The following is a 26,418-nucleotide window of genomic DNA, read 5'->3' as shown; positions in this document are numbered from 1 at the left end:
TATATGTCTTTTAAATCCATTTTATTAATGATATCACTACGACAAGTGCAAAAAATACAACAAGGTAGTTCAAGGAATAGACAAACATTTTCGTTGCCCACTTTGATTCATCCGTTGAAGTTTTAAAACTTGTCAACCCTAATCCAATCCATCCAAGGTTGAGTAAAGTCGCTAAAACAACAAACGTCGTACCGAGTTCTTGCATCACAAATGGTAGTGGTAAAAGTACGATCAACCATAAAAACATGCCGATTCGCGTTCTATTAAATCCTTTTACTGATGGTAGCATTGGGATGTTGGCAATACGATATTCGTCACTGCGCTTAATAGCAAGCGCATAGAAGTGAATGGGTTGCCATGCAAATACAACTGCAAATAATGCTAAAGCCATCACACTTAATTGGCCATCTATTGCAACCCAACCAATGAGTGGTGGCACGGCACCCGGAAAGCTACCTACAACGGTATTCCAAGTTGTATGTCTCTTAGACCATATCGAATAGAATGAAACGTATCCAACAATACCAGCTAAACCAATGACGCCAGCTGGGACATTAATCATAAATAAGAGCAATTCACCGAAAATCATCATGCCCATACTTAACATAATGAGATTGCGGTCTGATATGCGATCGTTCACCGTCGGTCGATTCTGTTTACTTGGCATTAACTGATCGATATCTTGATCATAATAGTTGTTAATGGCACAAGCACCACCCATCACAAGCGTAGATCCTATCATCATCACAATCAATTCTGGAATTGATGATAAAAACGATCGATTCGTCATCACAATTGCAAGCCAACCACCTGCAAATGCTGGAATTAAGTTACCTTGAACGAGTCCTAGCTTGACGATTGCTTTAAGCTCTTTATATGAAATTCGTCCAGTAGTTTCGGGAACTACTTCTGATTTCGACATTGATTTACCCCCCTTTTTTTGTCATATATACCAATGATATATGAAAGTCCTATAATTGACTAGCTTTATTCCGAATTTTTTGTGACACTTTATCGACATTCAAAAATTCATCATGAATTGTTTCGCAATAACAGAGTGCTTTTTGCTATAATATAGAAGAATTCTTAACAGGACGGTAAACTATTTTCATACAGCAATGCGTCCGGCCGCCGTCCTGTAAAATAAAAATATATCGAGGTGTTTAGCATTGTTTAAAAAGCGCAACCTAAAGTGGTTATCAGTATTAGCGACACTCATGATGATGTGGGTGCAGCTGGGTGGCGCACTCGTTACAAAAACAGGTTCAGAAGATGGTTGTGGATCAGACTGGCCGTTATGTCACGGTGCATTACTGCCTGAGAATCTTCCTATTGAAACAATCATCGAATTGAGTCATAGAGCTGTCTCTGGTTTGTCTCTCTTAATTGTAACTTGGCTCGTCATTACGGCGTGGAAGAATATCGGCCACATTCGTGAAGTCAAACCACTTTGTAAAATAAGTGTTGGTTTCTTATTAGTTCAAGCATTAGTAGGTGCTGCAGCTGTTATGTGGCAACAAAATGACTATGTTTTAGCATTACATTTTGGTATCTCACTCATCAGTTTCGCATCTGTATTTGTTTTAACACTCATTATTTTCGATCTTGATCAAAAATATGAAGCGAATGTCGTGCATATTAAGAAACCTTTACAAATTTATACATTCATTATGACTGGTATCGTATATGTCACAATTTATACTGGTGCACTCGTACGTCATACTGAGTCAAGTCTTGCTTACGGCGCTTGGCCATTGCCATTTGGTGACCTTGTCCCACACGGTGTTCATGACTGGGTACAACTCGCACACCGTATTATGGCGATACTTGCCTTCACAATTATTTTATTAACATATATTCACGCTGTAAAAAATTATCAAGATAATCGTACAATCCATTATGGTTATACAGCGAGCTTTATCTTGATTATTTTACAAGTTACGACTGGTGCTTTATCAATCATCACTGAAGTAAACCTTATCATTGCATTGTTACACGCATTGTTCATTACGTTACTCTTCGGATTGATCAGCTACTTCATCTTACTCATTTTAAGATCTAATCGTGGCGAACAATAATTTTAAAACCCGCTTGTCATGCACAACACCATGACAAGCGGGTTTCTTCTATCCTTCAAGCTTTTCTATTTCAATTAATAAATCTCCTGTTTCAATACTTTCATTATTTTGTACGTGTATTGCTTTAATCGTCCCTTTAAATGGCGCTTGGACAGTTGTCTCCATCTTCATGGCTTCAGTAATAATTAAAGATTGTCCTGCTTCCACTACATCTTGTTCTGTCACTTTTACATCAATAACCGTACCTGGCATTTGTGCACCGATATGGTTCGGATTATTTTTGTCTGCTTTCGGTTTAGCAAGGTGTACCGATTGAATATTCTCATCTTTCACTTGAATGCGTCGTGCCTGACCGTTCATTTCAAAAAAGACTGTACGCATACCATTATCATCTGGTTGTGTGATTGTTTGTAACGTAATGACTAATACTTTGCCTTTGTCTATTTCAATCTTAATTGTCTCATTTTCACGCATACCAAAGAAGAAGGTTGGCGTATCTAATAATGATACATCTCCGAATCGTTCAAACGTCTGCATATATTGCTCATAGACTTTCGGATAAAGTGCATAACTCACCACATCTTGTTCTGTCACTTCACGCTGTTGTTTTTCTTGAAGTTCTAATTTCAATTGGTCAAAATCAACAGGCACCAGATGTTCACCTGGACGTTCAGTGAGTGCCTTTTGGCCTTTCAAGATAACTTCTTGTAATTGTTTATTGAAACCATTCACCGGTTGACCGATTTCACCTTTGAAAAATGAAACAACTGAGTCAGGAAAGTCCAGCTTGTGTCCGTCAGTTAATACTTGTGTTTCATCCAAATCATTTTGCACCATATACAGTGCCATGTCTCCTACTACCTTTGATGATGGGGTTACTTTAACGATGTCACCAAATAATAAGTTGACACGTCTATACATATCTTTGACTTCACCGAATCGTTCGCCTAAGCCTAAGCTTTTTGCTTGTTGGCGTAAGTTAGAGTACTGCCCACCCGGCATCTCATGTTGATAGATTTCTGTATGCGGAGACTTCATATCACTTTCAAAGTCTTGATAGTATGGACGGATGGCATCCCAATAGTGTGATAAGCGTTCGTGCCCTTCAATATCCATACGAATATCACGTGAGAAACCACTCATCGCATAGTAAAGCGAGTTACTGCTTGGTTGACTTGTTAAACCTGACATTGCTGCCACAGCCGTATCAATCACATCTACACCAGCATTAATCGCTTGGTTATATGTCAAAATGCCGTTCCCACTCGTATCATGCGTATGCAAGTGGATTGGTAAGTCGACTGCTGCCTTTAACTCACCGATTAATTCGTATGCAGCTCGTGGTTTCAAGAGACCTGCCATATCTTTAATAGCTAGCATATGGAACCCTTCTCGTTCCAATGTTTTTGCCAAATCTACATAATATTCTAACGTATAGACATTCGAGCGTGTCGTATCTAAAATATCACCTGTATAACAAATTGTTCCTTCTGATATTTTGCCTGCTTCCTGTACCGCTTCGTTGGCTACTTTCATCTGCTCTACCCAGTTCAACGAATCAAAAATTCTGAATACATCTACGCCTGCTTTAGCACTTTCTGAGACAAACTTTTGAATCACATTATCTGGATAGTTTTTATAACCAACCGCATTCGATGCACGCAATAACATTTGGAATAATACATTCGGAATCGCTTTTCTTAATAATTTGAGGCGATCCCAAGGGTTTTCTTTTAAGAAATTGTATGCCACATCAAACGTAGCACCCCCCCATAACTCAAGAGAAAAGTTATTTTGCATGACATTTGCTGTTTCAGGCGCAATCTGTAACAAATCATGTGTCCGGACACGTGTTGCTAATAATGATTGATGCGCATCACGAAACGTCGTATCGGTAATCAACACTTCATCTTGGGCTTTCACCCATTGTGCCACAGCAGCAGGCCCTTGTTCATCTAACAACTGCTTCGTACCACGTAATTGTGCAATATCTTGCGCTTTCACCTTTGGTACATCTGCGGCTTCAAAATGTGGCTTCGGACGTTTCTCTACACTTGGAAAACCATTGATTGTCACATTGCCGATATATTCCAACGTCTTTGTTCCACGGTCTCTTGACGGCTGAATGACAAATAATTCAGGTGCTTCTTCTAAAAACTTCGTTGAATAGTCACCCGAAGCAAACTGTGCATGTTGAATCACATTATATAAAAATGGAATATTCGTTTTCACACCACGAATGCGCATTTCCTGAAGTGATCGTGCCATTTTTTCACGTGCTTCTTTATAACTGATAGCATGTGTTGAAATTTTCACTAATAACGAATCATAATATGGTGAAATTTCAGCACCTTGGAAAGCATCTCCTGCATCGAGACGTACACCGAAACCTCCGCTTGAACGGTAGGCAACAATGCGTCCTGTATCCGGCATGAAGTCCTGAGTTGGATCTTCTGTTGTAATACGACATTGAATCGCGTATCCCATTGACTGTATTTCGGCTTGGTGTGGTAATCCCACACGATCACCATGTAACAGTTCGCCATCAGCAATGAGTAATTGTGTTTTAACGATATCTACACCTGTAATCATCTCTGTAATCGTATGTTCAACTTGAATACGTGGGTTCACTTCGATGAAATAGTAATCATCACCAGACACTAAAAATTCAACTGTTCCTGCATTTACGTATTCTATTTGTTGCATCAAATCAACAGCTGCACGACAAATCTCTTCACGCATTGTTTTGGATAAACTAACAGATGGTGCCACTTCAACAACTTTTTGATGGCGTCGTTGAACAGAACAATCACGTTCATATAGGTGGATGATATTGCCTTCTTTGTCTCCTAACACTTGAACTTCGATATGTTTTGGCTCATCGATAAACTTCTCTATGTAAACCTCACTGCTACCAAAAGATTTCTCTGCTTCTGATTTTGCACGAGTAAAAGCTTCAGACAGCTCAGAAGCATCTCGAACGATACGCATCCCTTTACCGCCACCGCCACTCGTCGCTTTGATCATTAAAGGATAGCCTGCTGTCTCAGCAAAAGCTGTTGCTGCTTCGATATTGGCTACGGGTCCATCCGTCCCTGGTATAACTGGTAAGTTCGCACGTATCGCCGTTGTACGTGCTTTGACCTTATCACCAAACATATCAAGATGTTCAAGTTCTGGTCCAACAAAAATAATGCCCTCTTCTGCACAACGTTTCGCAAACTGCATATTTTCACTTAAAAAGCCGTAACCTGGATGAATGGCATCCACATTTGCTTCTTTCGCAATTTGAATAATACGTTCGATATTTAAATATGATTCAGCAGGTCCAAGATCTTCCCCTACTAAATAAGCTTCATCTGCTTTATAACGATGTAAAGCACGCATATCTTCTTTAGAATATATTGCGACAGTTTGAATCCCTAATTCTGTTGCTGCTCTGAAAATACGAATTGCAATTTCACCACGGTTAGCAACTAAGATTTTTTTAATATGTTGCATGCTATCAGCCCCCTATTTAAAGCGTTTTAAACACATCTTATCCAGTGTTGATTAAATATGATTATCTATTTGATAAGTTTTTGTTATCTTTATCAATAACATCAGGTAATCAATATCTATATTTTAAAACGCAACTGTGCTATTGTCAAAAAAATTTGACTATCATTCAATTGCTTGATCACTCAGCTTCTTATAAATTATCGTACACTAAAAAAGTAAGAAAAAACACGACATTACGAAAGTTTAACCTTTGTAATATCGTGTTAATCATTTATCTTAACGTCGCTTTTCATAGTAACGTTGTCGTGCTTCTTCATATTTAATTTGTTTACCGACAAGGAGTAGTAGCCCCATCGCCATACTTAAACTCATCATAGAAGATCCACCAAAACTAATGAATGGTAATGGCACACCTGTCAGTGGGATAAGTCCAGAAATACCACCTAAGTTGACGAAAGCTTGTATACCAATATAACTTGCAATCCCAACACAGACTAACTTATAGAAATAAGAATCTGTACGAGATGCCATCACAAGCGCACGATAAACAATCGAATATATAAGTATCAGTACGATTAATGCACCGATAAAGCCAAGCTCTTCACAAATAATCGCAAAAATAAAATCGGTATGGGGCTCTGGTAAGTAGCCAAGCTTCATCACACTATTGCCTAGTCCACGGCCAAACAATCCACCATTCCCAATTGCTAATAACGAATTGGCTAGGTGATAACCGATACCTGATTCATAATTGAACGGATTCTCTAACGCACTAAAGCGTGCCGTTAAATATGCGGGTAATATATTGATTCGAAAAACAACAATAATGATGATCCCTACGATCAAACCTAAAAAAGGTGCCGATAGTAATCTCAAAATATTTTTCATACCGATTCCAGTATAAATAAAAATACAAATTAATATGGCAGTGAGTAGCATCGTTTGTCCAACGTCTTTTTGGAATAACACGAGTACAATGATGAAGCCTACAAAGAACAGTGGCCCATAGACAACTTTAGGATTCTGTTGTATTTGTACCCACTTTCTATCAATGATATAGGGAACATATAGTATGATACCTACCTTGAGTAACTCAGATGCCTGTAAATTCATAAATCCTAAGTTCAACCAACTCTTAGAACCATTGATCTCACTACCGAAAACAAGCGTCGCAAATAATAAGAGTAGCAAGACGGCCATCATACCTTGTTGGACATTTCGGTTCTTTAAAATACGAATATCCATGATATACGCCATAAAAAATACAATACCAAACCCGACGATGACATAGATCAGCTGTCGCATATAAAAGTATGTACCCGATACGGCAATACCCCCAGTTAATGTCCCACGTGTAGCAGGCACCATACTCGCACTATATACCATCGTAAGTCCAATTAAACAGAGTGCGATATAAGTGAGTAATAACGGAAAATCGATATATTTAGAAGTACCCAAAATATATCGAAAAAAATTTTTTATTCGGTTCATAGATTTAAAACATCCAATTCATAGCATTTATACGACTCACATGATAATGGGACAATCGTCATTGAAATGAACCGCATTGTCCCAGTTACTTTATATACGTAAAAATGCTTCGTGTAATTTTGATAATTCTTTCTCAAGACGTAACATTAATGCCTTGCCGTCTTCTTGATCCACTAACCCTAGATTTACAGCAAAATTGACTTCCTTCTGTAAACCATACATCTGTGTATCCAATACTTCTTCGTATAATGGACACTGCGGTAACGTTAAATTATCTATTTGAACTTTGATAAGTTGTAAAATGCGCTCTGCATCTTGGTTCAATTGGTCATATGCAGCAGTTCTATAATCATGTTGCTTGCTCATGACAGACTCCCCCTATTGATTTATCTTCATGTAAAAAGTTTATCTTATCCCATAGTAAAAAGCAAGTAAATTCCAAAGCTCCCCACTTTCATATATGTTAAAATAGAACTAGTCAAAACAAGGGAGTGCATAAGCTATGATTCAAATTAAAGGTGCTGTTAAATTTCCAATTACACTTGATAGTACAACTTGGATATTTGATGACCGTAAAGTGACAATTGAAGATTTGGAGAAAGGTGTTTTTGAAGGTGAAAAGCCAATCAAGTTTGAAGACAATCGTGAGTGGAACAGAGCGATTCTTGAAGGGCAAACAAACCCACCGACACTTAACTCTGAAATTGAATACAAAAAACGTGCTGTCTTAAAAGAATCATTTGTAATTAACATGACGCCGTTTTTCAAAAATGCAGAACCACATGCGTCAGCGACTACAATTCGTTTATCAAATGCGTCAGAACATATCGATGTGCCGTTCACACTTTTACCGTATCTCTTCTTCCAATTCGCAAAAGATGGTAAACGCCTCTATGATGACGACGGTGTGGATAGCTTCATCTACACACAAGATGAAGGCTATCAATACGAATTCAAACACGTCACACATATCGAGGTGCTATAATTCATGCGAAAAGTGACATGTGTCATCTGCGACACTGAGGTATTACTAGACGAAAATACCTTGTTATCGAAACGCTTAAAAAATAACCCCATTCGTACTTTTATGTGTGATGAATGTAAGAGCCGCTTGGATACACCACGGCAACGACCTTCTCAATCATTGACTACTGAAAAAAGTCATGATGCGTAATATCGCATCATGACTTTTTTAGATTTAACGCTCGTTTTTCTTCGGTGATGCATAATGTTCTGTCACAAATGATTCCCATAATTCATCCGGAAGTGAGTGTTTATCTTCTCTTTCAGCGTCAAAGTAGTCAATAATTTCATCTTCTCGACCCGCTTCAATCTTTTGAACAAGCTGAGGATCAAATAATAAGCCACGTCCTATCGCAATCAATGGTACACCTGTTTCTTGAGCAGCTAGAACATCTTCTCCATTAAATATAGAGCCAACACCAATTAACGGCATACGCCCATCAATCCAATCAAGCAAGAGTGAAATACGTTTTTCCCCTGCATATTCACCTTCTCTTGTGCGTGATTGAATATCACCTAAAGATACATGTAAATAATCTAGTGGTTTTTCGATTAACGTATCCACTAAACATTTTGTACGTTCCATAGTGATACCTGGTGTTTCCGCTTCTTCTGGTGAGAAACGATATCCAACGATAAAGTTTTCAGGCCCTTCTTCTTCTGCAACACGTAACACTTCATCCACAACAGCTACTGGGAAACGTAATGGTTCACCCCACATATCATGTCGACGATTGTAATACGGTGAGAAGAATTGATGAATTAAATAATGATTGGCACCGTGAATTTCAACACCATCAAAACCTGCTTTAATCGCAAGAGATGTCGCACGTCCAAAGTCTTCAATTGCTTGATAGATTTCTTCCCCAGTCATCTCACGTGCACTGTGTGCAGTTTTTTCACCCCAACCGCTCGTTTCAATTTCACTTGGCCCTTTCACATCACCATTCGGCACCAATTGTGGCAACGACTTCACGCCACCGTGGTGGATTTGAACAATCGCTGTTGCGCCATTCTCTTTAATCGTCTCCGCAACACGACGCAAGCCTTCAATATCCGCTTCCTTCGAAATAGAAGGCTGACCTGGGAATGCTTTACCTTCTTCATTCGTATAACTCGCAGCCGTAATCGCAAGGCCCACACCTTTCGTACGAGACGACATATACGCCACTTCTCTTTCCGATACTGTGCCATCTTCATTTGATATCGTATGCGTTAATGGCGCAAGTACAAAACGATTTCCAATCTTTTTCCCATTAGGAAACGTCAATGATTGGAACAGTGGTGCAAATTTCTCATTCATACTAAACATCCTCCTATTTCTCTATCATACAATATGCAATATAGTAAATGAGACTTATCTCTAAATCAAGCTTTTAACTCAACTTGATTAAAATAAGTCTCATTCACTCTATCAATTATTTGTTAGATACGCTTATGCGTTCTCTTCCATCATTTGTTTGATGCGTTTTGCTTCTTTTTCACGTTGACCTTTATTCAAGATTTTCTTTCTTAAACGAACGTTTTCAGGTGTTACTTCTACAAGTTCGTCATCATTAATAAACTCAAGTGCTTCTTCAAGAGACAAAATACGTGGTTTTTTCATTGTTTCTGTTTGATCTTTAGTCGCAGAACGGACATTTGTTTGGTGTTTCACTTTCGTAATGTTAACTGTTAAGTCATTTTCACGATTGTTTTGTCCAACGATCATACCTTCGTACACTTCTGTACCCGGTTCCATAAAGTTGATACCACGATCTTCTAATCCTAAGATTGCATATTCACTTGCGCTGCCTTGGTCCATTGATACGAGTACACCGTTGCGACGGCCACCAAGACGTCCTTTGATACGTGGACGGAACTCATCAAATGTGTGGTTGATAATACCATAACCACGTGTCATTGACATAAATTCTGTTGTATAACCGATCAAGCCACGTGCTGGTACATTAAAGATTAAACGTGTTAATCCGTTATCAGTTGTTACCATGTCGACCATTTCACCTTTACGTTGTCCAAGTGATTCAATGATCGCACCTGCATATTCTTCAGGTACTTCAGCTTGAACACGTTCAAATGGTTCATGCAACTCTCCATCGATATCCTTCAAGATAACTTGTGGTTTTGATACTTGCAATTCAAAACCTTCACGACGCATATTCTCGATTAAGATCGATAGATGTAACTCACCACGACCTGCCACTGTCCATGCATCAGGGGAATCAGTTGGTGTAACTTTAAGTGAAACATCTGTTTCAAGTTGCATGTCTAAACGCTCTTGAATTTGACGTGCTGTCACGAACTGACCTTCACGACCTGCGAATGGAGAGTTATTGACACGGAATGTCATCTCTAAAGTTGGTTCATCGATACGCAATACAGGTAATGCTTCTTGGTTATCTTGCGGTGTAATTGTTTCACCCACGTTGATATCTTCCATACCTGATACAGCAATCAGGTCGCCCGCATATGCTTCTTGAATTTCTTCACGTTTTAAACCGAAGAAACCAAAAATTTTCGTTACACGGAAGTTTTTCACTGAACCGTCCAATTTCAATAATGATACGCTATCGCCAACCTTAATCGTTCCACGAAATACACGGCCAATACCGATACGGCCTACATAATCATTATAGTCTAACAATGCAGGTTGAAATTGTAATGGCTCGTCACGGTTATCGATTGGTGCCGGTACATACTCCATAATTGTTTCATACAAGCATTGCATATTTTCATCTTGTTTATCTGAATCAAGACTTGCTGTTCCATTAACCGCTGAAGCATACACAACAGGGAATTCTAACTGTTCATCATTTGCATCAAGTTCGATAAATAAGTCTAACACTTCATCAACAACGCCTTCTGGACGTGCAGATGGCTTGTCAATTTTATTCACAACAACAACTGGTTTTAAGTTTTGTTCCAATGCCTTTTTCAATACGAAACGTGTTTGTGGCATTGTGCCTTCATACGCATCAACAACAAGGACAACCCCGTCTACCATTTTCATAATACGTTCTACTTCTCCACCAAAGTCAGCGTGACCTGGTGTATCTAGAATGTTAATGCGTGTTCCTTTATAATCGATCGCAGTATTTTTCGCTAAAATTGTAATACCACGTTCTCTTTCAATATCATTCGAGTCCATTGCACGTTCTTCAACATGCTCGTTCTCACGGAAAATACCTGATTGTTTTAATAATTCATCGACCAATGTTGTTTTCCCATGGTCTACGTGAGCAATAATCGCAATGTTGCGCACATCTTCTCTTCTACTTGTCATACTGTAATTCCTTTCATGAGTAAATTGCCACTTTCTTTTGTAACTTGTTTATTATATCATAGAAATGCACAGATGAAACTATGAGGTGGGGTTAAGAATGCAAAAATCTAAAACTATTTTTCTTGTTTTGGCGATTATTGCCGTTTTCTTTCTAACAATGTTTAGTTTTGCCATTGCTGCTGGCAGCTTATTATGGATGGTTATTACATTTGCATTGATGATGGCAACATTCGGCTATGGCTTTACATTAAAAAAGAAATATCGTGAGAACGACTGGTTATAACATCTTCAACGCACCACATCAAATACTAAGAGGGATATGATACGTCATATCCCTCTTCTCTATCTTTTCTAACTACGATAATTTGTATGCCATGGCGCTAAAAAGTCATGATGCGGTTGCATATACTGCTTCATAATTGTTTTATGAACGGCTTGATTCCCCACAACGACAGAGTCAGGGTGTGTGATTGTGAGCGGATCTCCCATAAAGTTCGTCGCTACACCCCCCACTTCATGTAAGATAATCATACCACCAGCAAAGTCCCATGGCTGTAATCTCGGCGTGATGTAAGCAGCAAGTTGACCTGTTGCTACATAAACAATTTCTAGTGCCGCCGAGCCATATGCACGTGCCGTTCTTGATTCACTAACAATCGGTGCTAATACAGGTGTGATTTTTTTCGCAGCTAACCAATTGGGATTCATCCCTATGACACTTTGTGCTAATTGTGTATCTTTAATCGGTTCTAATAAACGTTCATTTTTATATGCCCCAAAGCCTGCTTTAGCATGATATAACGTATCTGCCATGACGTCATAGACGAATCCCGCATATGGTTTTCCATCTTTAAAAATACCAATTGAGATCGCAAAGTTTTCACTTTGATGCACAAAATTCAGCGTCCCATCAATTGGGTCAATCACCCATACGGTCCCTTTCAAATCATGCACATCGTGTCCGTGTCCTTCTTCTCCAATGATTTGATGATTAGGATACGTTGTTTTTATCTCATCAAACAGGAATTGTTCTACCGCTTTATCAACATTTGTTACGAGATCGTTAGGATTTGATTTCGTCTCTATATCTATCGCTTCACTCATCATCTTGCGCAAATGATTGCCTGCTTCTAACACAAGCTGCTTTGCATAATCATATAAATGCATATATCTCACTCCTAATGGTTCTATTATACATGAAATTGGTTTAATTTAAATGTGACACGATTTGAGATGTGCTACAATAAAGTCATTATAATGCGATTTAGGAGGTATCTTATGGTACGTTATACATTCAAACAAGAAGATTTTAAAGTTTTTGAAGTTGAAGGATTAGCTGAACGCATGTCAGCACTTGATGCCCACATTCGACCACAACTTCGTGCATTGGGTGATTATTTTGCTGAATACCTTGAAAGTGTGACAGGAGAAACTTTTTACCCACACGTTGCCAAACATGCACGCCGTACGGTCAACCCTCCTAAAGATACATGGGTTGCCATTGCGACGAATCCACGTGGATACAAGATGTTACCCCATTTTCAAATTGGTTTATTTGAAGACCACCTTTTCGTGATGTATGGCATGATGCACGAGAATCCAAACAAAGCGAATGATGTTCAAGTATTTGAAAAAAATTGGGAAACATTAATCACTTTACCGCCTGACTTCCAAATATCACTTGATCATACAAAACCGGATAAGTCTAAAATCAGCCATTTATCTGAAACAGAAGTTGAAAAAGGCATTCAACGTGCTAAAAATGTTAAGAAAGGCGAATTTTTTGTCGCTCGTTCATTGACACCTAATGCACCTGAACTTGCAGATGATGATAAATTTATCGCTTTTCTTGAAGAAACTTTTGACTACCTACTTAAATTTTACCGTTAAAAAAAGACGATACACATTTCGACGTGTATCGTCTTTTTTTCATCTTTTAAATTGTATGACGTTCATCATTAGACACGACATATTTCGGGTCTTTTGGCTTGCGAACAAATAACATGATTGCTGCCACAAACCATAATAATGCAGCGATAAAGCTACCGCTCATCACGACACCTAATACAGCTGCCAAAATGAGTAAAATACCTGCTAATACAGACTTTTTGAATAAAAAGACTGCGATTAAAGCTAAAATAAACGGAATGACCGTCATCACAATCGCAAAAATAATCATTGATGTGGGGTCAACGTTATTAAATAACTCTGGATCATAACCTTCTTCAATCATTGCTTTACGTAACTCAGGGCTTCCTGATTGGATTTTTGGTATCATTGATACACCAAATGCAATTAACAAGCCCCAAATAAGATGTAATACTAATCCAACCCATGTTAATACTTTCTCAACTGTTCTTTTGAACGGTTTGTTCGGTGGAATGGGTTGCGTCTCTTGTGTTCGTTGTTGTTCAGGTGTTTCATATGACTGATATGTATAGTTATCTGACATACTGATTCCTCCTTCAAAGTATCTTTAGTTATGTTTACCCGAAAAAACAAGCTGAAAACCTCGTGAAATAAATTCTTGAGATTTTCAGCTTATTGGTTTAACACTATTCTTTATTCGCTCCATCTTGTTCCGTACGTTCTTGTTGCTTCTTCATACGGTCTTCATAATTTTGACGTCGCTGTGATGAAGCACTCGGTCTATTTTGACGTTGCTCTTTCGCATAAGCTTTTTTCGCCTTACGCGCTGCTTTACGTTCTGCTTTCAACTGAGCTTTTTCTTCCTTCTTCTGTTGCTTCAATTCCTCTTTCGTCAACGGCACTGTATCTTCAAATGATTGATACGTATACGGCGCACCATTACTTTGTGATGATTCGTTAATCTCTTTATCCGAAGCATCAACTGTTTGCATGTCTTCAACAATCGTATCGTCTAAATGGGCATCGTCTTCAGGTGACGATGTTGCGTCCGATTGTTTATGATGATATTTTGCTGTTCGTGACATAATAGAAACATCTTCGGGCTGTTCTGTCACATCATCATGCATATTATGATATTCTCTTTCTCGTTGTGGCGGTACAGGATCTCTTTGTGGTTCAGCGTAAACAGGTCTCTGCGGCTCAAATTCATATGCATCGTACATTGGTACAGATTCAATGCGTTCTTTACGACCAAACATCATTAACGCAACGATGAAAAAGAAGATTGGAACGAGCATCACAATCAATGGCAACGTAATGAAAGAGACAAGTAAAAATAGAATACCTGATAGAATACGATGGTTCATCGAAATCAATGCTAAAAATGAAATCAATAAACAGACTATCAAATAAACAATAAATGCCCATACCCCATTTTGTAATTGAATAACTAATTCTGTTGTTGTTAAATTATAGTTTGCTAAAATCTCCTGTACTGTTGGATTATTTGCAAGTTCATATTCTAAACTCTGAATGGAGTTCTCATTACTGAATAAGACAAGTCCAAAGAACATGGCTATGACAGTTGCTCCTAATATTAATAACCAACTTAACCAGCCTAATATTTTTTCGGCCAGCCGATTCACAGGTCGTCTAATTTGTGTATATACTTCACCTGTCATAATGTCACTCCTCATTTTTTCCTTATATCATTATATCCTATTATATTAAATTATAAAGCCATCTTAAAATTCAAGAAACGCTCATTATATTCACTCAATACATCTGTACCGAGATCTTTATACACCTCTAAACGCTGTTGCGTCTCTTCAGTTGGATAGACACGTTCATCATTCTTTATCTCTTCAGGCAACATATTTCTCGCTGTTTTATTTGGTGTCGCATACGCAACCCATTCTGCATTTTGACGATTCACCTCTGGATCATGCAAAAAGTTAATAAACTTGTGTGCACCATCAACATTTTGTGCTGTTTTCGGAATGACCATATTATCAAACCATAAGTTCGAACCTTCTTTCGGCACGACATAATTGAATCGGTCATCTTCTTGGAATAATGGTGCAGCAGAGCCACTCCACATAACAGCCACGCTTGCTTCATGTTGTTCAAGCATCATCGTTACTTCGTCTCCCACAACACCACGAATATTGGGTGCATACGTTTTAAGATGCGCTTCTGCTTCATCTAGATGTTTGGCATCCGCATCATTCAAACTATACCCGAGACTGTTCAAACCTAACCCTATCACTTCACGTGCACCATCGACAAAAATCACATCATTGGCTAAACGCGGGTCCTTCAAGTCAGACCAATGCTCAAACTTCATATCCGGATATTTCTCTTGATCATAAAGAATGCCAACTGTTCCAAAAAAGTATGGGATTGAATACACATTCTTTCTATCAAAAGGCTGATCCATATAATGCGCATCTAAATGTTTCATATTCGGAATTTGTTCGTGATTGAGCGGTATCAACAAGTTTGACTGCTTCATCTTCTCTATCGTATAGTCACTTGGAAATGCGACATCATAATGCGTCCCGCCATTTCTAATTTTGGCTTCCATTGCTTCATTGGAATCAAATGTTTCATATATGACTTTAATCCCTGTCTGTTTTTCAAACTTTTGAAGCAATGCAGGATCGATATATTCACCCCAGTTATAGACGTATAACTCTTCTTGCTCTTCCTTAACATTATCGTGACTGATCCAATAACCAATCGCAAGACTTAAAATACCAAATAGGAGTGCGCCACCTATCAATTGTACAAATTGTTTCATTGCGCCACACCTCGTCTCTTTAATTGTTGTTTACGCTGTTGTCTTTGTATGAGTTGATAACCGATTAGACCAATCATAATCACCACGAACAATAAGGTTGATATCGCATTGATTTCCATGCTCACCCCACGTCGAGCCATTGAATACACTTCAACAGATAGCACACTAAAGCCATTCCCTGTGACAAAGAAACTAACAGTAAAGTCATCAAGTGAATAGGTGAGTGCCATAAAAAATCCACCGATAATGCCAGGCATCAATTGCGGAATTAATATTTTCGTAAATAATTGCCATTCCGTTGCACCTAAATCTCTCCCTGCGTTAATAATCGAGTGATTCATTTCATAAAGCTTTGGCAAGATGACAATGACGACAATGGGTATACAAAATGCGATATGTGAGATTAAGACAGATGTGAAACCTAAGCTAAACCCTGTATAGTGACCGATTGCTGTAAACATAATTAAAAATGAAGCACCAATCACAACATCAGATGACACCATGAGTACATTGTTCAATGTCAACAATGATACTTTAAGCATCTGTTGACGTATGTGATACAAAGCGAGTGCACCAAACAAGCCAATGATTGTAGATATCGCTGCAGCAATCAATGCCACTGCAATCGTATTAAACACAACTTGGAGTAGTCGTTTGTTCGCAAATAACGTTTCATAGTGTTCTAACGTAAACTTTTCAAAATGAATCATATTTCCCGCACTGTTAAAGGAGTACAACATCAAGAAAAAGATTGGCAAATACAATATAACGAGTAGGACATATAAATATGTTTTACCATACCATTTCATCGTGACATCCCTCCTTGACCTTTTGATCGCGTGAAAATTAACGTGATCATCATGAATAATACAAGGAATAAAGCAATCGTTGCACCCATTCCATAGTTTTGAATCACTAAGAACTGCTCTTCAATGGCTGTGCCGATATTAATGACCTTGTTTCCAGCAATTAATCGTGTAATCATAAATAATGATAACGCTGGAATAAAGGTTACTTGGATACCCGTTTTCACTCCTTCAATTGATAACGGAAAGAGCACTTTTCGTACGATAGTGATTGGACTGGCTCCTAAATCTTGCGCAGCATAAAACAACTGATCAGGGATATCTTTCATACTGTTATAAATAGGAAGTAGCATAAATGGTAAATAAATATATGCTGCCACTAAAACGAATGCTGGCGCCGTAAATAAAATCGTCTGCGTCGGTATATGCAAAAACCTCAACAATTGGTTGATAACTCCATCATGACTGAAAATGCCAATAAATGCATATGTCTTTAGTAGTAGATTCATCCAAGTAGGAATAATCATGACTAATAACCAACTCGCCGCATGCTTTGATTGACGAATAAAGTAAGCTGCTGGATAACTAAACAGTAAACATATCAAAGTAATCATTGCAGCGTATATAATCGATTCTAGCAACATACGCATATAACGCCATGATAAAAATTGTGCATAATTCGTTAAAGAAAAATGTCCTTGAATATCAATAAAAGAAAAATATATCAACATTGCGACCGGCACAATAATAAACCCAATCATCCACAGCCAATAAGGAATGGCTAACCATCGATTAAGATGTTTCATCGTTACCATCTCCATATCCTTCTATACGCGCATCAAACTCTTCTTCTGTTTCACCCGGAACCATGATATGAATCGCTTCCGGTTCAAAGTCGAGGCCGACACGTGAACCAATCTCTGCATTTTTCGTAGATTGAATCGTCCATTCGTAACCTTTATGGTCTTCACATATTATTTCATAATGTACACCCCGAAACAGTGTTGATGTAACCGTTGCTTGAAATAAACCTTGTGCTTCTGGTACGAGCGAAATATCCTCTGGTCTGATTACGACATCCACCGCTGTATTTGATGGAATATCTTGGTCTACACAATCAAAATCTTGTCCATAAATATTAACGACGAAGTCCTCGATCATCGTTCCTTCAATAATATTTGACTCCCCGATGAAGTCTGCAACATAACGATTCACTGGCTCATCATAAATATCTGTTGGTGTTCCAAATTGCTCGACTTTACCTTTGCGCATAACAAAAATATAATCACTCAGTGCTAATGCTTCTTCCTGATCATGTGTAACAAACACAAATGTGATCCCAAGACGGGATTGAATTTCTCTGAGTTCATATTGCATCTCAGTGCGTAATTTGAGATCCAATGCAGACAATGATTCATCTAACAATAGAATTTCTGGTTCATTCACAATCGCACGTGCAATCGCAATACGTTGTTTTTGTCCACCACTCAAAGCTTGTATCGAACTATTAATATAAGATTCTAGTTTCACAAGTTTTAAAGCATCTTTCACTTTAATATCAATTGTCTTTTTATTTAATTTTTTAAGCTTGAGTCCAAATGCGACATTATCATACACGTTCAAGTGTGGAAATAATGCGTAGTCTTGGAAAACTGTATTGACTTGACGTTTGTTGGCAGGAAGTTCATTGATTGTTTTACCGAGATAAACAATCTTTCCAGCATCCGGTGACTCAAATCCTGCAATGAGTTTGAGCATTGTCGTTTTACCACATCCAGAAGGACCTAGTATTGTATAAAAATAGCCCGATTCTATTTCAATATCGATACCGTCTAAAATGGTTGAACCATCATACACTTTGGTAACCTGTTCAAATGTTAATAAAGGTGCCACGTGCGTTTCCTCCTATAAGTAAGATGATGTTGCAACAAGTAGTAGACGTGCTTCAACATCTCCATGATTCGATAATTTATGTGCATGAGTTGCTTTAAAATAAAGTGCATCACCTTGTTGTGCATCAAAGAATTCATCCCCCAATGTCAAAGTCACTGTGCCTTCTAAGCAATAAATAAACGTATCTGACATTGAAGCTTCAAATGTCTTATATGATGCTTGTGGTTGTAACTTTAAAATGAGCGGTTCCATTTCGAATTCGTTGGATGTTTTTACTGGCCATTGCAGAAAATATCCTTTGTCACTCTCATCATAAGTGAGTTGTTCATGCTTTGGGTAATGCACCTTTGTTATTTCTTGTTGCTCAAAAAAGTCACGTGGTGTGGTACCTAGCACCTCAAGGATATTGAGAAATGTCTCCATGCTTGGAGATGTTTTATTGCTCTCTATTTGTGAAATATATCCTTTAGACAAATCAGTCCGTTCACCTAATTCTTCCTGCGTCAAATTTTTAAGATGTCGCAAATTCCTTATCTTTTGACCAATTTCCACGACTTCACCTACTCGTCTTTATAAATACATATACAAAAAAAGCTGTATTAAGTTTACTTTTACTAAACATTTTGTTTAACGCTTAATAAAAATAACAAAATACAGCTTGAATTACAACCATTTTTTAGCGATTATGCAAAGTTTTCTGTTCAGTTTCATTCTTCGCTTTTTTCATTACGAGATAGCTGTCATAACCACTGCTCGCTTTGAATTCTGAGAAAATATTTTTCTCATCTGCTTTACCTGGAACTACCTTCTTAAAAGCACGATAACGTTCTATCAACGTCTCACGCTCGACTGAAGATTCATAGTATGATTCTATCGCATTGAAAAATGAAATCACATCGACCATTTCTTCTTGCGTCCAATCAACATCAATTGGATATTGGTATTCCATGTCACAGACCCTCCTTCAAACAGAAAAAGAGACTGAGCATGAGAGCTCAGCCTCCTTTTGATATATCAACACAAAATGATTACATTGTGTGGATTGGTAAACCGATTGCTTTTTCAGCAGCTTCCATGCTCATTTCACCTAAAGTTGGGTGAGCGTGAACTGTTAATGCGATATCTTCTGCATTCATACCTGCTTCAATAGCAAGACCTAATTCAGAGATAACGTCAGAAGCACTTGTACCAACTACTTGAGCACCGATTAATGTGTCGTCTTCTTTAAGTGTAATCAACTTAACGAAACCGTCTGTATCATTTAATGATAACGCACGACCATTTGCTTGGTAAGGGAATTTAGAAGCTTTGTAAGCAATACCTTCTTCTTTTGCTTGTGCTTCTGTGTAACCTACTTGTGCAAGTTCAGGCTCAGTGAAGCATACAGCAGGCATACCAATGTAGTCTACTTCTGCATTTTGTCCTGCAATTGCTTCTGCAGCTACTTTTGCTTCGTAGCTTGCTTTATGTGCTAATGGAAGACCCGGAACAATGTCACCAATTGCAAAGATACTGTTTACTGAAGAACGGCCTTGTTTGTCAACTTCAACTAAACCACGGTCTGTAAGTTTAACACCCGCTTCTTCTAAGCCTAGTTCATCAGTGTTTGGACGACGACCAACAGTAACTAATACGTAGTCAGCTTCGATTGTTTTCTCTTCGCCTTTTACTTCATAAGTTACTTTTACGCCGTTGTCAGTTTCTTCAGCTGATTTTGCTAAAGCTTCTGTTTCAATTGTCATACCTTTAGCTTTCATTTTCTTCTTAACTGGTGCAACCATTTGTTTCTCGAATCCACCAAGGATTTCTTTCGCACCTTCAAGAATTGTTACTTCAGTACCGAAGTTAGCATATGCTGTACCTAACTCAGAACCGATGTAACCGCCACCGACTACAACTAATTTTTTAGGTACTTCTTGTAAGTTTAATGCACCTGTTGAATCTAATACACGGCCACCAAATTTGAAGTTAGGAATTTCAATTGGGCGTGAACCAGTTGCAATAATCGCGTTTTTGAAGTTGTAAGTTTGTGCACTTGACTCGTCCATAACACGTAAGCTGTTACCGTCAACGAAGTAAGCTTCACCTTTAACGATTTCAACTTTGTTACCTTTAAGTAACCCTTCAACACCGCCTGTTAATTTGTTTACAACAGAACCTTTGAACTCTTGAACTTTACCAAAGTCTAAAGTTACGTTTTCAGCTGTAATACCTAACTCTTCACCGTGTTGTGCGTGATCATAACGGTGAGAAGCATTTAAAAGTGCTTTTGATGGGATACACCCAACGTTAAGACAAACACCACCAAGGTTGCCTTTCTCAACGATTGTTACTTTTTGTCCTAATTGCGCTGCACGAATTGCTGCAACGTATCCACCAGGACCTGCTCCGATGACAATAGTATCTGTTTCAATTGGAAAATCTCCGACTACCATGTTTTACCCCTCCATTAATAATAGTTCTGGATTGTTTAATAAACGCTTGATGTGGTTCATTGCGTTTTGACCTGTTGCACCATCAATTTGTCTGTGGTCAAAGCTTAATGACAATGATAATACTGGTGCTGCAACAATTTCACCATCTTTAACGATAGGTTTTTGTGCGATACGACCAATACCTAAGATTGCAACTTCTGGGTGATTGATAACTGGTGTGAACCATTGTCCACCAGCAGAACCAATGTTACTGATTGTGCATGTAGCACCTTTCATTTCGTCAGAAGTTAATTTACCATCACGTGCTTTAACAGCAAGTTCGTTGATTTCATCAGAAATTTGGAACATTGATTTACGATCAGCATGCTTAACAACTGGTACTAATAAACCTCTTTCAGTGTCAGCTGCGATACCGATATTCCAGTAATGTTTATGAACAACTACGCCTTCTTCTTCATTGAATGAAGTATTAAGCGCTGGATATTTTTTCAATGCTGAAACTAATGCTTTTACAACGTATGGTAAGAATGTAAGCTTCGTACCTTGCTCAGCAGCAACTTCTTTGAATTTTTTACGGTGATCCCATAATGCTTGAACATCGATTTCATCCATTAATGTTACGTGAGGCGCAGTGTGTTTAGAGTTAACCATTGCTTTTGCAATCGCCTTACGCATTGCAGGGATTTTTTCTGTTGTTTCTGGGAATTCACCTTCAGCTGATGCTGCTGGTGCTGCAGACGCTGCTGGTGCGCTTGCTTCTGTTGATTCAGCTGATGCTGTTTCAGTTGCAGCCGCTTGGCCACCGCCGTTTAAGTATGCATCAACATCCTCTTTTGTAATTCTACCATTTTTACCGCTACCATTAACAGCCTTAATGTTCACATTGTTGTCACGTGCATATTTACGCACTGAAGGCATTGCTTTGATCATGCGGTTTTCGTCAACTTCTACATCTGCTTGAGGGGCTGCAGCAGGTGCTTCTTTTGTTTCTTCTTTTACTTCTTCTTTTGGCGCTTCTTCTTGAGGTTCTTCATCATGTCCACCTTTGAACTGGATGTCACCTGCATCTGGAGCGTCGATTTTTACAATTGTGTCACCAACGACTGCAACTGTACCTTCTTCTACAACTACTTCTTCAATTGTTCCTGTTACAGGAGATGGAATTTCAACAACTGATTTGTCGTTTTGTACTTCACATAGAATATCATCTTCTTCAATTGTATCTCCAGCTTTAATAAACCATTTTACAATTTCACCTTCGTGGATACCTTCACCAATATCTGGTAATTTAAATTCAAATGCCACGTTGTTTCCTCCTATTTTTACATCAATTTTTTGTCTGTTTAAAGACGTTGATTTTATATCTCAAAAGCAGCTCGCCAAATGCAAATCACTCAACATCAGTGAATGTTTTTACAAAGCGAGCTTACTTTTATGCATCATTGCTCAAAAGAGACAACTCACCTAACAATTTAACTGTTATTAGAATTCTAATGTTTCTTTTACTTTTTCAATGATATCATTTTTATTTGGTAACCATACATTCTCAGCTTGTGTGAATGGATAGATTGTGTCTGGTGCTGCTACACGTCCGATAGGTGCTTCTAATGAAAGAATTGCACGCTCTGATAATTCAGAAACGACGTTAGCGCCTACACCAGCTTGTTTTTGTGCTTCTTGAACAACTACAACACGTCCAGTTTTTTCTGTTGAAGCAACTAATGTATCAACATCTAATGGTTGAACTGTACGTAAGTCAATCACTTCGATTGAATGTCCTTCTTTTTCAAGTTCTTCAGCAGCTTTCATTGACTCTTGAACCATTGCACCATAAGTGATGATTGTTAAATCTGTACCTTCACGTTTAACGTTGGCTTTACCAAGTTCGATTGTGTACTCTTCTTCAGGTACTTCTTCACGGAATGAACGGTATAACTTCATGTGCTCAAGGTATGCAACAGGGTCGTTGCTACGGATACTTTCGATAAGTAAACCTTTCGCATCATAAGGGCCTGAAGGGATAACTACTTTAAGACCTGGTGATTGAGCAAGAATACCTTCTAGGTTATCTGCGTGAAGTTCAGGTGTGTGCACCCCACCACCAAATGGTGTACGGATTGTTACTGGTGCAACCTTTGAGTTACCGCTACGGAAACGGTGACGTGCAATTTGTCCAGCTACTGAGTCGAATACTTCGAATATGAAACCTAAGAACTGGACTTCCATGATTGGACGGTAACCTTGAGTCGATAGACCTAAGGCTAAACCACCAATACCTGATTCAGCTAAAGGTGTGTCGAATACACGGTCTTCACCGAATTCTTTTTGTAAACCTTCAGTTACACGGAATACACCACCGTTAACACCAACGTCTTCACCAAAGATCAAAGTGTTTTCGTCGTTTTTAAGTTCAGTTGCTAGCGCGTTGTTAATCGCTTGAACCATTGTCATTTGTGCCATGGCTTACTTCGACTCCTTCTCTTTGTAAATTTCATATTGTTCAGCAAGGTTTTGAGGCATATCTTCATACATGATTTCCATCAATGAAGTCACTGATTGTTTAGCAGTGTTATCTGCTTCTTTAATTGCTTTTTTGATTTCGTCTTTAGCTTGTTCGATTACTTCGTTTTCTTTTTCTTCAGACCATAAGCCTTTGTTTTCTAAGAATTTTCTGAAGCGAACAAGTGGGTCTTTTTTCTCCCATTCAGCATCTTCATCTGAAGTTCTGTAACGTGTTGGGTCGTCACCAGCCATTGTATGTGGACCATAACGATAAGTCATTGTTTCGATTAACGTTGGACCTTCACCAGCAACCGCACGATCACGTGCTTCTTTTGTTGCTTGATATACAGCTAATGCATCCATACCATCAACTTGGATACCAGGGATACCTACTGCAACTGCTTTTTGAGCTAATGTTTCAGCAGCAGTTTGTTTTGAACGTGGTGTTGAAATCGCGTAGTTGTTGTTTTGAATTACAAAGATAGCTGGTACTTTGTAAGCTGACGCGAAGTTAATACCTTCATAGAAGTCACCTTGTGAAGAACCACCGTCACCAGTGTAAGTAATTGCAACAGCTTGTTTACCACGTTTTTTAAGACCGAATGCGACACCCGCAGTTTGGATATATTGTGCACCGATAATGATTTGTGGGCTTAATGCATTTACATCTTCCATTTGGTTACCTACGAAGTGTCCACGTGAGAATAAGAACGCTTTCGTTAATGGTAAACCGTGCCAGATTAATTGTGGTACGTCACGGTATCCTGGAAGAATGAAGTCTTCTTTCTCTAATGCAAATTGTGAAGCAAGTTGTGATGCTTCTTGACCAGCAGTAGGTGCGTAGAAACCTAAACGTCCTTGTCTGTTTAATGAAATAGAACGTTGGTCTAAAATACGTGTCCATACCATTCTTCTCATTAATTCAACTAATTCTTCATCTGATAAATCTGGAAGCAAATCTTCGTTAGTTACATTACCATCTGCATCTAGGATTTGAACCATTTCAAACTTCGATTCAGTATCTTTCAATACTTGTTCTGCATCGAATTGGGCTTTTAACTTAGCAGCCATGCAATTCACCATACCTTTCCCGTTTATATATATTTCATCTTCATACATAGTAACATAAAACTGTGTAACTTTTAAGTAGTTTGATGCAAGTTCTGTAATAGTTGATAACATTACAGTTTCAGAAACTGTTATAGTCATTACAATAAACTGTTATAGTCTAATTATTGATTACTTCTTCTACGTCGCGTCTCTCTGATTGCATCTTACGAATTGATTTTGAATACGCTTTAACTGTATCATTCATTTCTTTTTGTGCAGATTGTATTGCCTTCGAGCGTTCATCGACACCTTCTTGTGTACCAGATTCATCTTGGAAATATCCGAATAAATCTTTCTCTTTATTGATTAAGTTTTTGTACCCGTTGATAAATGCTTCATGCTTTTTGTACTTATCTGCTACCGCATCATTAAATTCACTAAGTTCTTTCTTATCTGCTTCGTCTTCAATTTTATTTGTTGTTTTCTTCATCTTTTCGAAAACTTTTTTAGACTCGTTCATTGCCGCTTCTTCTTTTTTTAGCTGCTCTTGACGTTTATCTGCATTATCTAAAAATGTTGACACTTTGTCCTGAACTTGTGAAATATCTTTTCCAGTGATTTCTTTAGAGATTTTTTCTTTTTCTTTCTCTAACTTGTTCATTTCATTATTAACCTTCTGAATAGGTGCTTCTACTCTTTGAAGATTACTCAAATGTTCATTATAATTATCTATCTGTTCTCCATCTTTGTTACATCCTACTAATAATACTGTCGCTGCTAATGCGATTCCGGCTGTTTTTTTCATTTTCATTAGCCATTAAACCTCCTTCACTGTCACTCGTCATTTTAGATAAAACATAGAGATAAAGCAAACAATAATAAGGAAGTTCAATGAATCGAAATCATAATAGCAAAATTAAATAATGCAAACACACACAGATTTTTGATATATTGTTACATAAGGAAGGTGTCAATATGTTAACAATGAAAGATATTATACGTGATGGACATCCAACGCTTCGTCAAAAAGCAGAAGCACTTACATTTCCACTCACAGAAGAAGAAAGACAAACACTTTTAGATATGCAAGAATTCTTGCATAACAGTCAAGACCCTGAAATGATTGAAAAATATCAATTGCGCAGTGGCGTCGGTCTTGCTGCACCGCAAATCAATGTGCCAAAACGCATGTTTGCCGTTTATCTCCCAGATGATGGCAATGGCAAATCTTATGATCTTGGCATCGTAAATCCAAAAATTGTCAGCCATAGTGTTCAAGATGCCTACTTACCAACAGGTGAAGGTTGTTTAAGCGTAGATGAAGATGTTCCAGGTCTCGTACATCGTCATCATCGCATTACATTAAAAGGCTTTGATATTGACGGCAATGAAGTCAGTTACCGTCTAAGTGGTTATGCAGCTATTGTTTTCCAACATGAGCTCGACCACTTGAACGGCGTGATGTTTTATGATCATATCGATAAAGAAAACCCACTCACACCTCGTGAAGGTGCCATTGAAGTATAAGCGTTGTCCCGATTACTAGGATAACAACGCTCTGGATTTGAGCAGAACTGAATGATAAGCAAAATGATTTCTCACATTTTGTTGAAATCGTATTGGTTCTGCCAAAATCCATCTTTTGATGATATCTCATCCTACTTCTTATATACCCTATTTTTGT

Annotated in this window: 26 protein-coding genes; 6 read left to right on the top strand and 20 right to left on the bottom strand. The window is 38.2% G+C overall.

Annotated features, from left to right (window positions below):
* Window positions 1-10: 10 nt before the first annotated feature.
* Window positions 11-922 (bottom strand): heme o synthase, encoded by a 912-nt coding sequence (gene cyoE, locus C7J88_RS00440; RefSeq protein ID WP_095116146.1) that lies wholly within the window; start codon window positions 920-922, stop codon window positions 11-13.
* Window positions 923-1,169: 247 nt separating this feature from the next.
* Here cyoE and C7J88_RS00435 point away from each other — a divergent pair, with 247 nt between their 5' ends.
* Window positions 1,170-2,078, top strand: a complete 909-nt coding sequence (locus tag C7J88_RS00435) for a COX15/CtaA family protein (protein ID WP_095116145.1) — start codon at window positions 1,170-1,172, stop codon at window positions 2,076-2,078.
* A 48-nt stretch (window positions 2,079-2,126) separates the two neighbouring features.
* On the opposite strand, the gene C7J88_RS00430 is transcribed toward C7J88_RS00435, so the two are convergent.
* From C7J88_RS00430 to C7J88_RS00420, 3 genes are all read right to left on the bottom strand, one after another.
* Window positions 2,127-5,579, bottom strand: a complete 3,453-nt coding sequence (locus tag C7J88_RS00430) for a pyruvate carboxylase (RefSeq protein WP_095116144.1) — start codon at window positions 5,577-5,579, stop codon at window positions 2,127-2,129.
* Window positions 5,580-5,855: 276 nt separating this feature from the next.
* Window positions 5,856-7,070 carry an FtsW/RodA/SpoVE family cell cycle protein gene (locus tag C7J88_RS00425; protein ID WP_095116142.1) on the bottom strand — a complete coding sequence of 405 codons (1,215 nt, stop codon included), beginning with the start codon at window positions 7,068-7,070 and terminating at the stop codon, window positions 5,856-5,858.
* A gap of 90 nt (window positions 7,071-7,160) precedes the next feature.
* Window positions 7,161-7,436, bottom strand: coding sequence for an Fpa/YlaN family protein (locus tag C7J88_RS00420; protein WP_095116140.1), 276 nt, complete (start codon window positions 7,434-7,436; stop codon window positions 7,161-7,163).
* A gap of 136 nt (window positions 7,437-7,572) precedes the next feature.
* Here C7J88_RS00420 and C7J88_RS00415 point away from each other — a divergent pair, with 136 nt between their 5' ends.
* Together C7J88_RS00415 and C7J88_RS00410 are read left to right on the top strand one after the other, a co-directional pair.
* Window positions 7,573-8,055, top strand: coding sequence for a hypothetical protein (locus C7J88_RS00415; protein ID WP_095116138.1), 483 nt, complete (start codon window positions 7,573-7,575; stop codon window positions 8,053-8,055).
* A gap of 3 nt (window positions 8,056-8,058) precedes the next feature.
* A complete protein-coding gene (locus C7J88_RS00410; RefSeq protein ID WP_095116136.1) occupies window positions 8,059-8,244 on the top strand; it encodes a DUF2197 domain-containing protein in 186 nt (61 codons plus the stop codon).
* A 24-nt stretch (window positions 8,245-8,268) separates the two neighbouring features.
* Here the strand turns inward: C7J88_RS00410 and C7J88_RS00405 are convergent, their stop codons facing one another.
* Together C7J88_RS00405 and typA are read right to left on the bottom strand one after the other, a co-directional pair.
* Window positions 8,269-9,396 carry an NADH-dependent flavin oxidoreductase gene (locus C7J88_RS00405; protein ID WP_095116134.1) on the bottom strand — a complete coding sequence of 376 codons (1,128 nt, stop codon included), beginning with the start codon at window positions 9,394-9,396 and terminating at the stop codon, window positions 8,269-8,271.
* 132 nt (window positions 9,397-9,528) lie between these two features.
* On the bottom strand, window positions 9,529-11,376 hold the full coding sequence (gene typA / locus C7J88_RS00400) for a translational GTPase TypA (RefSeq protein ID WP_095116132.1): 1,848 nt from the start codon (window positions 11,374-11,376) through the stop codon (window positions 9,529-9,531).
* A 97-nt stretch (window positions 11,377-11,473) separates the two neighbouring features.
* On the opposite strand from typA, the gene C7J88_RS00395 reads away from it, so the two are divergent.
* The gene (locus C7J88_RS00395) at window positions 11,474-11,659 is read left to right on the top strand and encodes a DUF5325 family protein (RefSeq protein WP_095116130.1); all 186 of its coding nucleotides are present in this window, start codon (window positions 11,474-11,476) and stop codon (window positions 11,657-11,659) included.
* A 68-nt stretch (window positions 11,660-11,727) separates the two neighbouring features.
* Here C7J88_RS00395 and C7J88_RS00390 read toward each other — a convergent pair whose 3' ends face one another.
* Complete coding sequence (locus tag C7J88_RS00390) at window positions 11,728-12,543, bottom strand: inositol monophosphatase family protein (protein ID WP_095116128.1); 816 nt, start codon at window positions 12,541-12,543, stop codon at window positions 11,728-11,730.
* Between the two features lie 111 nt (window positions 12,544-12,654).
* On the opposite strand from C7J88_RS00390, the gene C7J88_RS00385 reads away from it, so the two are divergent.
* Window positions 12,655-13,266 carry a YktB family protein gene (locus tag C7J88_RS00385; RefSeq protein WP_095116126.1) on the top strand — a complete coding sequence of 204 codons (612 nt, stop codon included), beginning with the start codon at window positions 12,655-12,657 and terminating at the stop codon, window positions 13,264-13,266.
* A 46-nt stretch (window positions 13,267-13,312) separates the two neighbouring features.
* On the opposite strand, the gene C7J88_RS00380 is transcribed toward C7J88_RS00385, so the two are convergent.
* The 13 genes from C7J88_RS00380 to C7J88_RS00320 all read right to left on the bottom strand — a co-directional run bounded on the left by C7J88_RS00380 (window position 13,313) and on the right by C7J88_RS00320 (window position 25,545).
* Window positions 13,313-13,828 carry a DUF4064 domain-containing protein gene (locus C7J88_RS00380; RefSeq protein ID WP_095116124.1) on the bottom strand — a complete coding sequence of 172 codons (516 nt, stop codon included), beginning with the start codon at window positions 13,826-13,828 and terminating at the stop codon, window positions 13,313-13,315.
* Between the two features lie 103 nt (window positions 13,829-13,931).
* Window positions 13,932-14,927 (bottom strand): lipoteichoic acid stability factor AuxB, encoded by a 996-nt coding sequence (auxB, locus tag C7J88_RS00375; RefSeq protein WP_095116121.1) that lies wholly within the window; start codon window positions 14,925-14,927, stop codon window positions 13,932-13,934.
* Between the two features lie 50 nt (window positions 14,928-14,977).
* Window positions 14,978-16,048, bottom strand: a complete 1,071-nt coding sequence (locus tag C7J88_RS00370) for an ABC transporter substrate-binding protein (RefSeq protein ID WP_095116119.1) — start codon at window positions 16,046-16,048, stop codon at window positions 14,978-14,980.
* Window positions 16,045-16,857 carry an ABC transporter permease gene (locus tag C7J88_RS00365; RefSeq protein WP_095116118.1) on the bottom strand — a complete coding sequence of 271 codons (813 nt, stop codon included), beginning with the start codon at window positions 16,855-16,857 and terminating at the stop codon, window positions 16,045-16,047. Before C7J88_RS00365 ends, C7J88_RS00370 begins: the two co-directional genes overlap by 4 nt.
* Window positions 16,854-17,660 (bottom strand): ABC transporter permease, encoded by an 807-nt coding sequence (locus C7J88_RS00360; RefSeq protein WP_095116117.1) that lies wholly within the window; start codon window positions 17,658-17,660, stop codon window positions 16,854-16,856. Before C7J88_RS00360 ends, C7J88_RS00365 begins: the two co-directional genes overlap by 4 nt.
* Window positions 17,647-18,747: an ABC transporter ATP-binding protein gene (locus tag C7J88_RS00355; RefSeq protein WP_095116115.1), complete on the bottom strand. Its 1,101-nt coding sequence runs from the start codon at window positions 18,745-18,747 to the stop codon at window positions 17,647-17,649. Before C7J88_RS00355 ends, C7J88_RS00360 begins: the two co-directional genes overlap by 14 nt.
* Window positions 18,748-18,759: 12 nt before the next feature.
* Window positions 18,760-19,299, bottom strand: a complete 540-nt coding sequence (locus C7J88_RS00350; protein WP_095116113.1) for a helix-turn-helix domain-containing protein — start codon at window positions 19,297-19,299, stop codon at window positions 18,760-18,762.
* 124 nt (window positions 19,300-19,423) lie between these two features.
* Window positions 19,424-19,696: a UPF0223 family protein gene (locus C7J88_RS00345; protein ID WP_095116112.1), complete on the bottom strand. Its 273-nt coding sequence runs from the start codon at window positions 19,694-19,696 to the stop codon at window positions 19,424-19,426.
* 79 nt (window positions 19,697-19,775) lie between these two features.
* Window positions 19,776-21,182, bottom strand: coding sequence for a dihydrolipoyl dehydrogenase (lpdA, locus tag C7J88_RS00340; RefSeq protein ID WP_095116110.1), 1,407 nt, complete (start codon window positions 21,180-21,182; stop codon window positions 19,776-19,778).
* A 3-nt stretch (window positions 21,183-21,185) separates the two neighbouring features.
* Window positions 21,186-22,487: a dihydrolipoamide acetyltransferase family protein gene (locus tag C7J88_RS00335; RefSeq protein ID WP_095116109.1), complete on the bottom strand. Its 1,302-nt coding sequence runs from the start codon at window positions 22,485-22,487 to the stop codon at window positions 21,186-21,188.
* Window positions 22,488-22,664: 177 nt separating this feature from the next.
* On the bottom strand, window positions 22,665-23,642 hold the full coding sequence (locus C7J88_RS00330; RefSeq protein ID WP_095116108.1) for an alpha-ketoacid dehydrogenase subunit beta: 978 nt from the start codon (window positions 23,640-23,642) through the stop codon (window positions 22,665-22,667).
* Between the two features lie 3 nt (window positions 23,643-23,645).
* Window positions 23,646-24,755 (bottom strand): pyruvate dehydrogenase (acetyl-transferring) E1 component subunit alpha, encoded by a 1,110-nt coding sequence (gene pdhA / locus C7J88_RS00325; protein WP_095118119.1) that lies wholly within the window; start codon window positions 24,753-24,755, stop codon window positions 23,646-23,648.
* Window positions 24,756-24,912: 157 nt separating this feature from the next.
* Entirely contained in the window at window positions 24,913-25,545 is a 633-nt protein-coding gene (locus tag C7J88_RS00320) for a YkyA family protein (RefSeq protein WP_095116106.1), read from the bottom strand.
* Between the two features lie 164 nt (window positions 25,546-25,709).
* On the opposite strand from C7J88_RS00320, the gene def reads away from it, so the two are divergent.
* Window positions 25,710-26,261 (top strand): peptide deformylase, encoded by a 552-nt coding sequence (gene def, locus C7J88_RS00315; protein ID WP_095116105.1) that lies wholly within the window; start codon window positions 25,710-25,712, stop codon window positions 26,259-26,261.
* Window positions 26,262-26,418 lie beyond the last annotated feature (157 nt).

Origin of the sequence: Staphylococcus muscae (genome assembly GCF_003019275.1) — a bacterium.
In the GTDB taxonomy this organism is placed as follows: Bacteria; Bacillota; Bacilli; order Staphylococcales; family Staphylococcaceae; genus Staphylococcus; species Staphylococcus muscae.
This window is presented reverse-complemented; position numbering and strand designations above follow the sequence as displayed.

Coding starts and splice junctions, on each gene's coding strand:
- C7J88_RS00370 (WP_095116119.1), bottom strand. CDS start 16,048: ATGAAACAATTTGTACAATTGATAGGTGGCGCACTCCTATTTGGTATT.
- C7J88_RS00425 (WP_095116142.1), bottom strand. CDS start 7,070: ATGAACCGAATAAAAAATTTTTTTCGATATATTTTGGGTACTTCTAAA.
- C7J88_RS00385 (WP_095116126.1), top strand. CDS start 12,655: ATGGTACGTTATACATTCAAACAAGAAGATTTTAAAGTTTTTGAAGTT.
- C7J88_RS00390 (WP_095116128.1), bottom strand. CDS start 12,543: ATGCATTTATATGATTATGCAAAGCAGCTTGTGTTAGAAGCAGGCAAT.
- C7J88_RS00345 (WP_095116112.1), bottom strand. CDS start 19,696: ATGGAATACCAATATCCAATTGATGTTGATTGGACGCAAGAAGAAATG.
- C7J88_RS00360 (WP_095116117.1), bottom strand. CDS start 17,660: ATGAAACATCTTAATCGATGGTTAGCCATTCCTTATTGGCTGTGGATG.
- C7J88_RS00330 (WP_095116108.1), bottom strand. CDS start 23,642: ATGGCACAAATGACAATGGTTCAAGCGATTAACAACGCGCTAGCAACT.
- C7J88_RS00415 (WP_095116138.1), top strand. CDS start 7,573: ATGATTCAAATTAAAGGTGCTGTTAAATTTCCAATTACACTTGATAGT.
- C7J88_RS00420 (WP_095116140.1), bottom strand. CDS start 7,436: ATGAGCAAGCAACATGATTATAGAACTGCTGCATATGACCAATTGAAC.
- C7J88_RS00395 (WP_095116130.1), top strand. CDS start 11,474: ATGCAAAAATCTAAAACTATTTTTCTTGTTTTGGCGATTATTGCCGTT.
- C7J88_RS00410 (WP_095116136.1), top strand. CDS start 8,059: ATGCGAAAAGTGACATGTGTCATCTGCGACACTGAGGTATTACTAGAC.
- cyoE (WP_095116146.1), bottom strand. CDS start 922: ATGTCGAAATCAGAAGTAGTTCCCGAAACTACTGGACGAATTTCATAT.
- C7J88_RS00430 (WP_095116144.1), bottom strand. CDS start 5,579: ATGCAACATATTAAAAAAATCTTAGTTGCTAACCGTGGTGAAATTGCA.
- pdhA (WP_095118119.1), bottom strand. CDS start 24,755: ATGGCTGCTAAGTTAAAAGCCCAATTCGATGCAGAACAAGTATTGAAA.
- def (WP_095116105.1), top strand. CDS start 25,710: ATGTTAACAATGAAAGATATTATACGTGATGGACATCCAACGCTTCGT.
- C7J88_RS00405 (WP_095116134.1), bottom strand. CDS start 9,396: ATGAATGAGAAATTTGCACCACTGTTCCAATCATTGACGTTTCCTAAT.
- C7J88_RS00365 (WP_095116118.1), bottom strand. CDS start 16,857: ATGAAATGGTATGGTAAAACATATTTATATGTCCTACTCGTTATATTG.
- typA (WP_095116132.1), bottom strand. CDS start 11,376: ATGACAAGTAGAAGAGAAGATGTGCGCAACATTGCGATTATTGCTCAC.
- lpdA (WP_095116110.1), bottom strand. CDS start 21,182: ATGGTAGTCGGAGATTTTCCAATTGAAACAGATACTATTGTCATCGGA.
- C7J88_RS00380 (WP_095116124.1), bottom strand. CDS start 13,828: ATGTCAGATAACTATACATATCAGTCATATGAAACACCTGAACAACAA.
- auxB (WP_095116121.1), bottom strand. CDS start 14,927: ATGACAGGTGAAGTATATACACAAATTAGACGACCTGTGAATCGGCTG.
- C7J88_RS00320 (WP_095116106.1), bottom strand. CDS start 25,545: ATGAAAATGAAAAAAACAGCCGGAATCGCATTAGCAGCGACAGTATTA.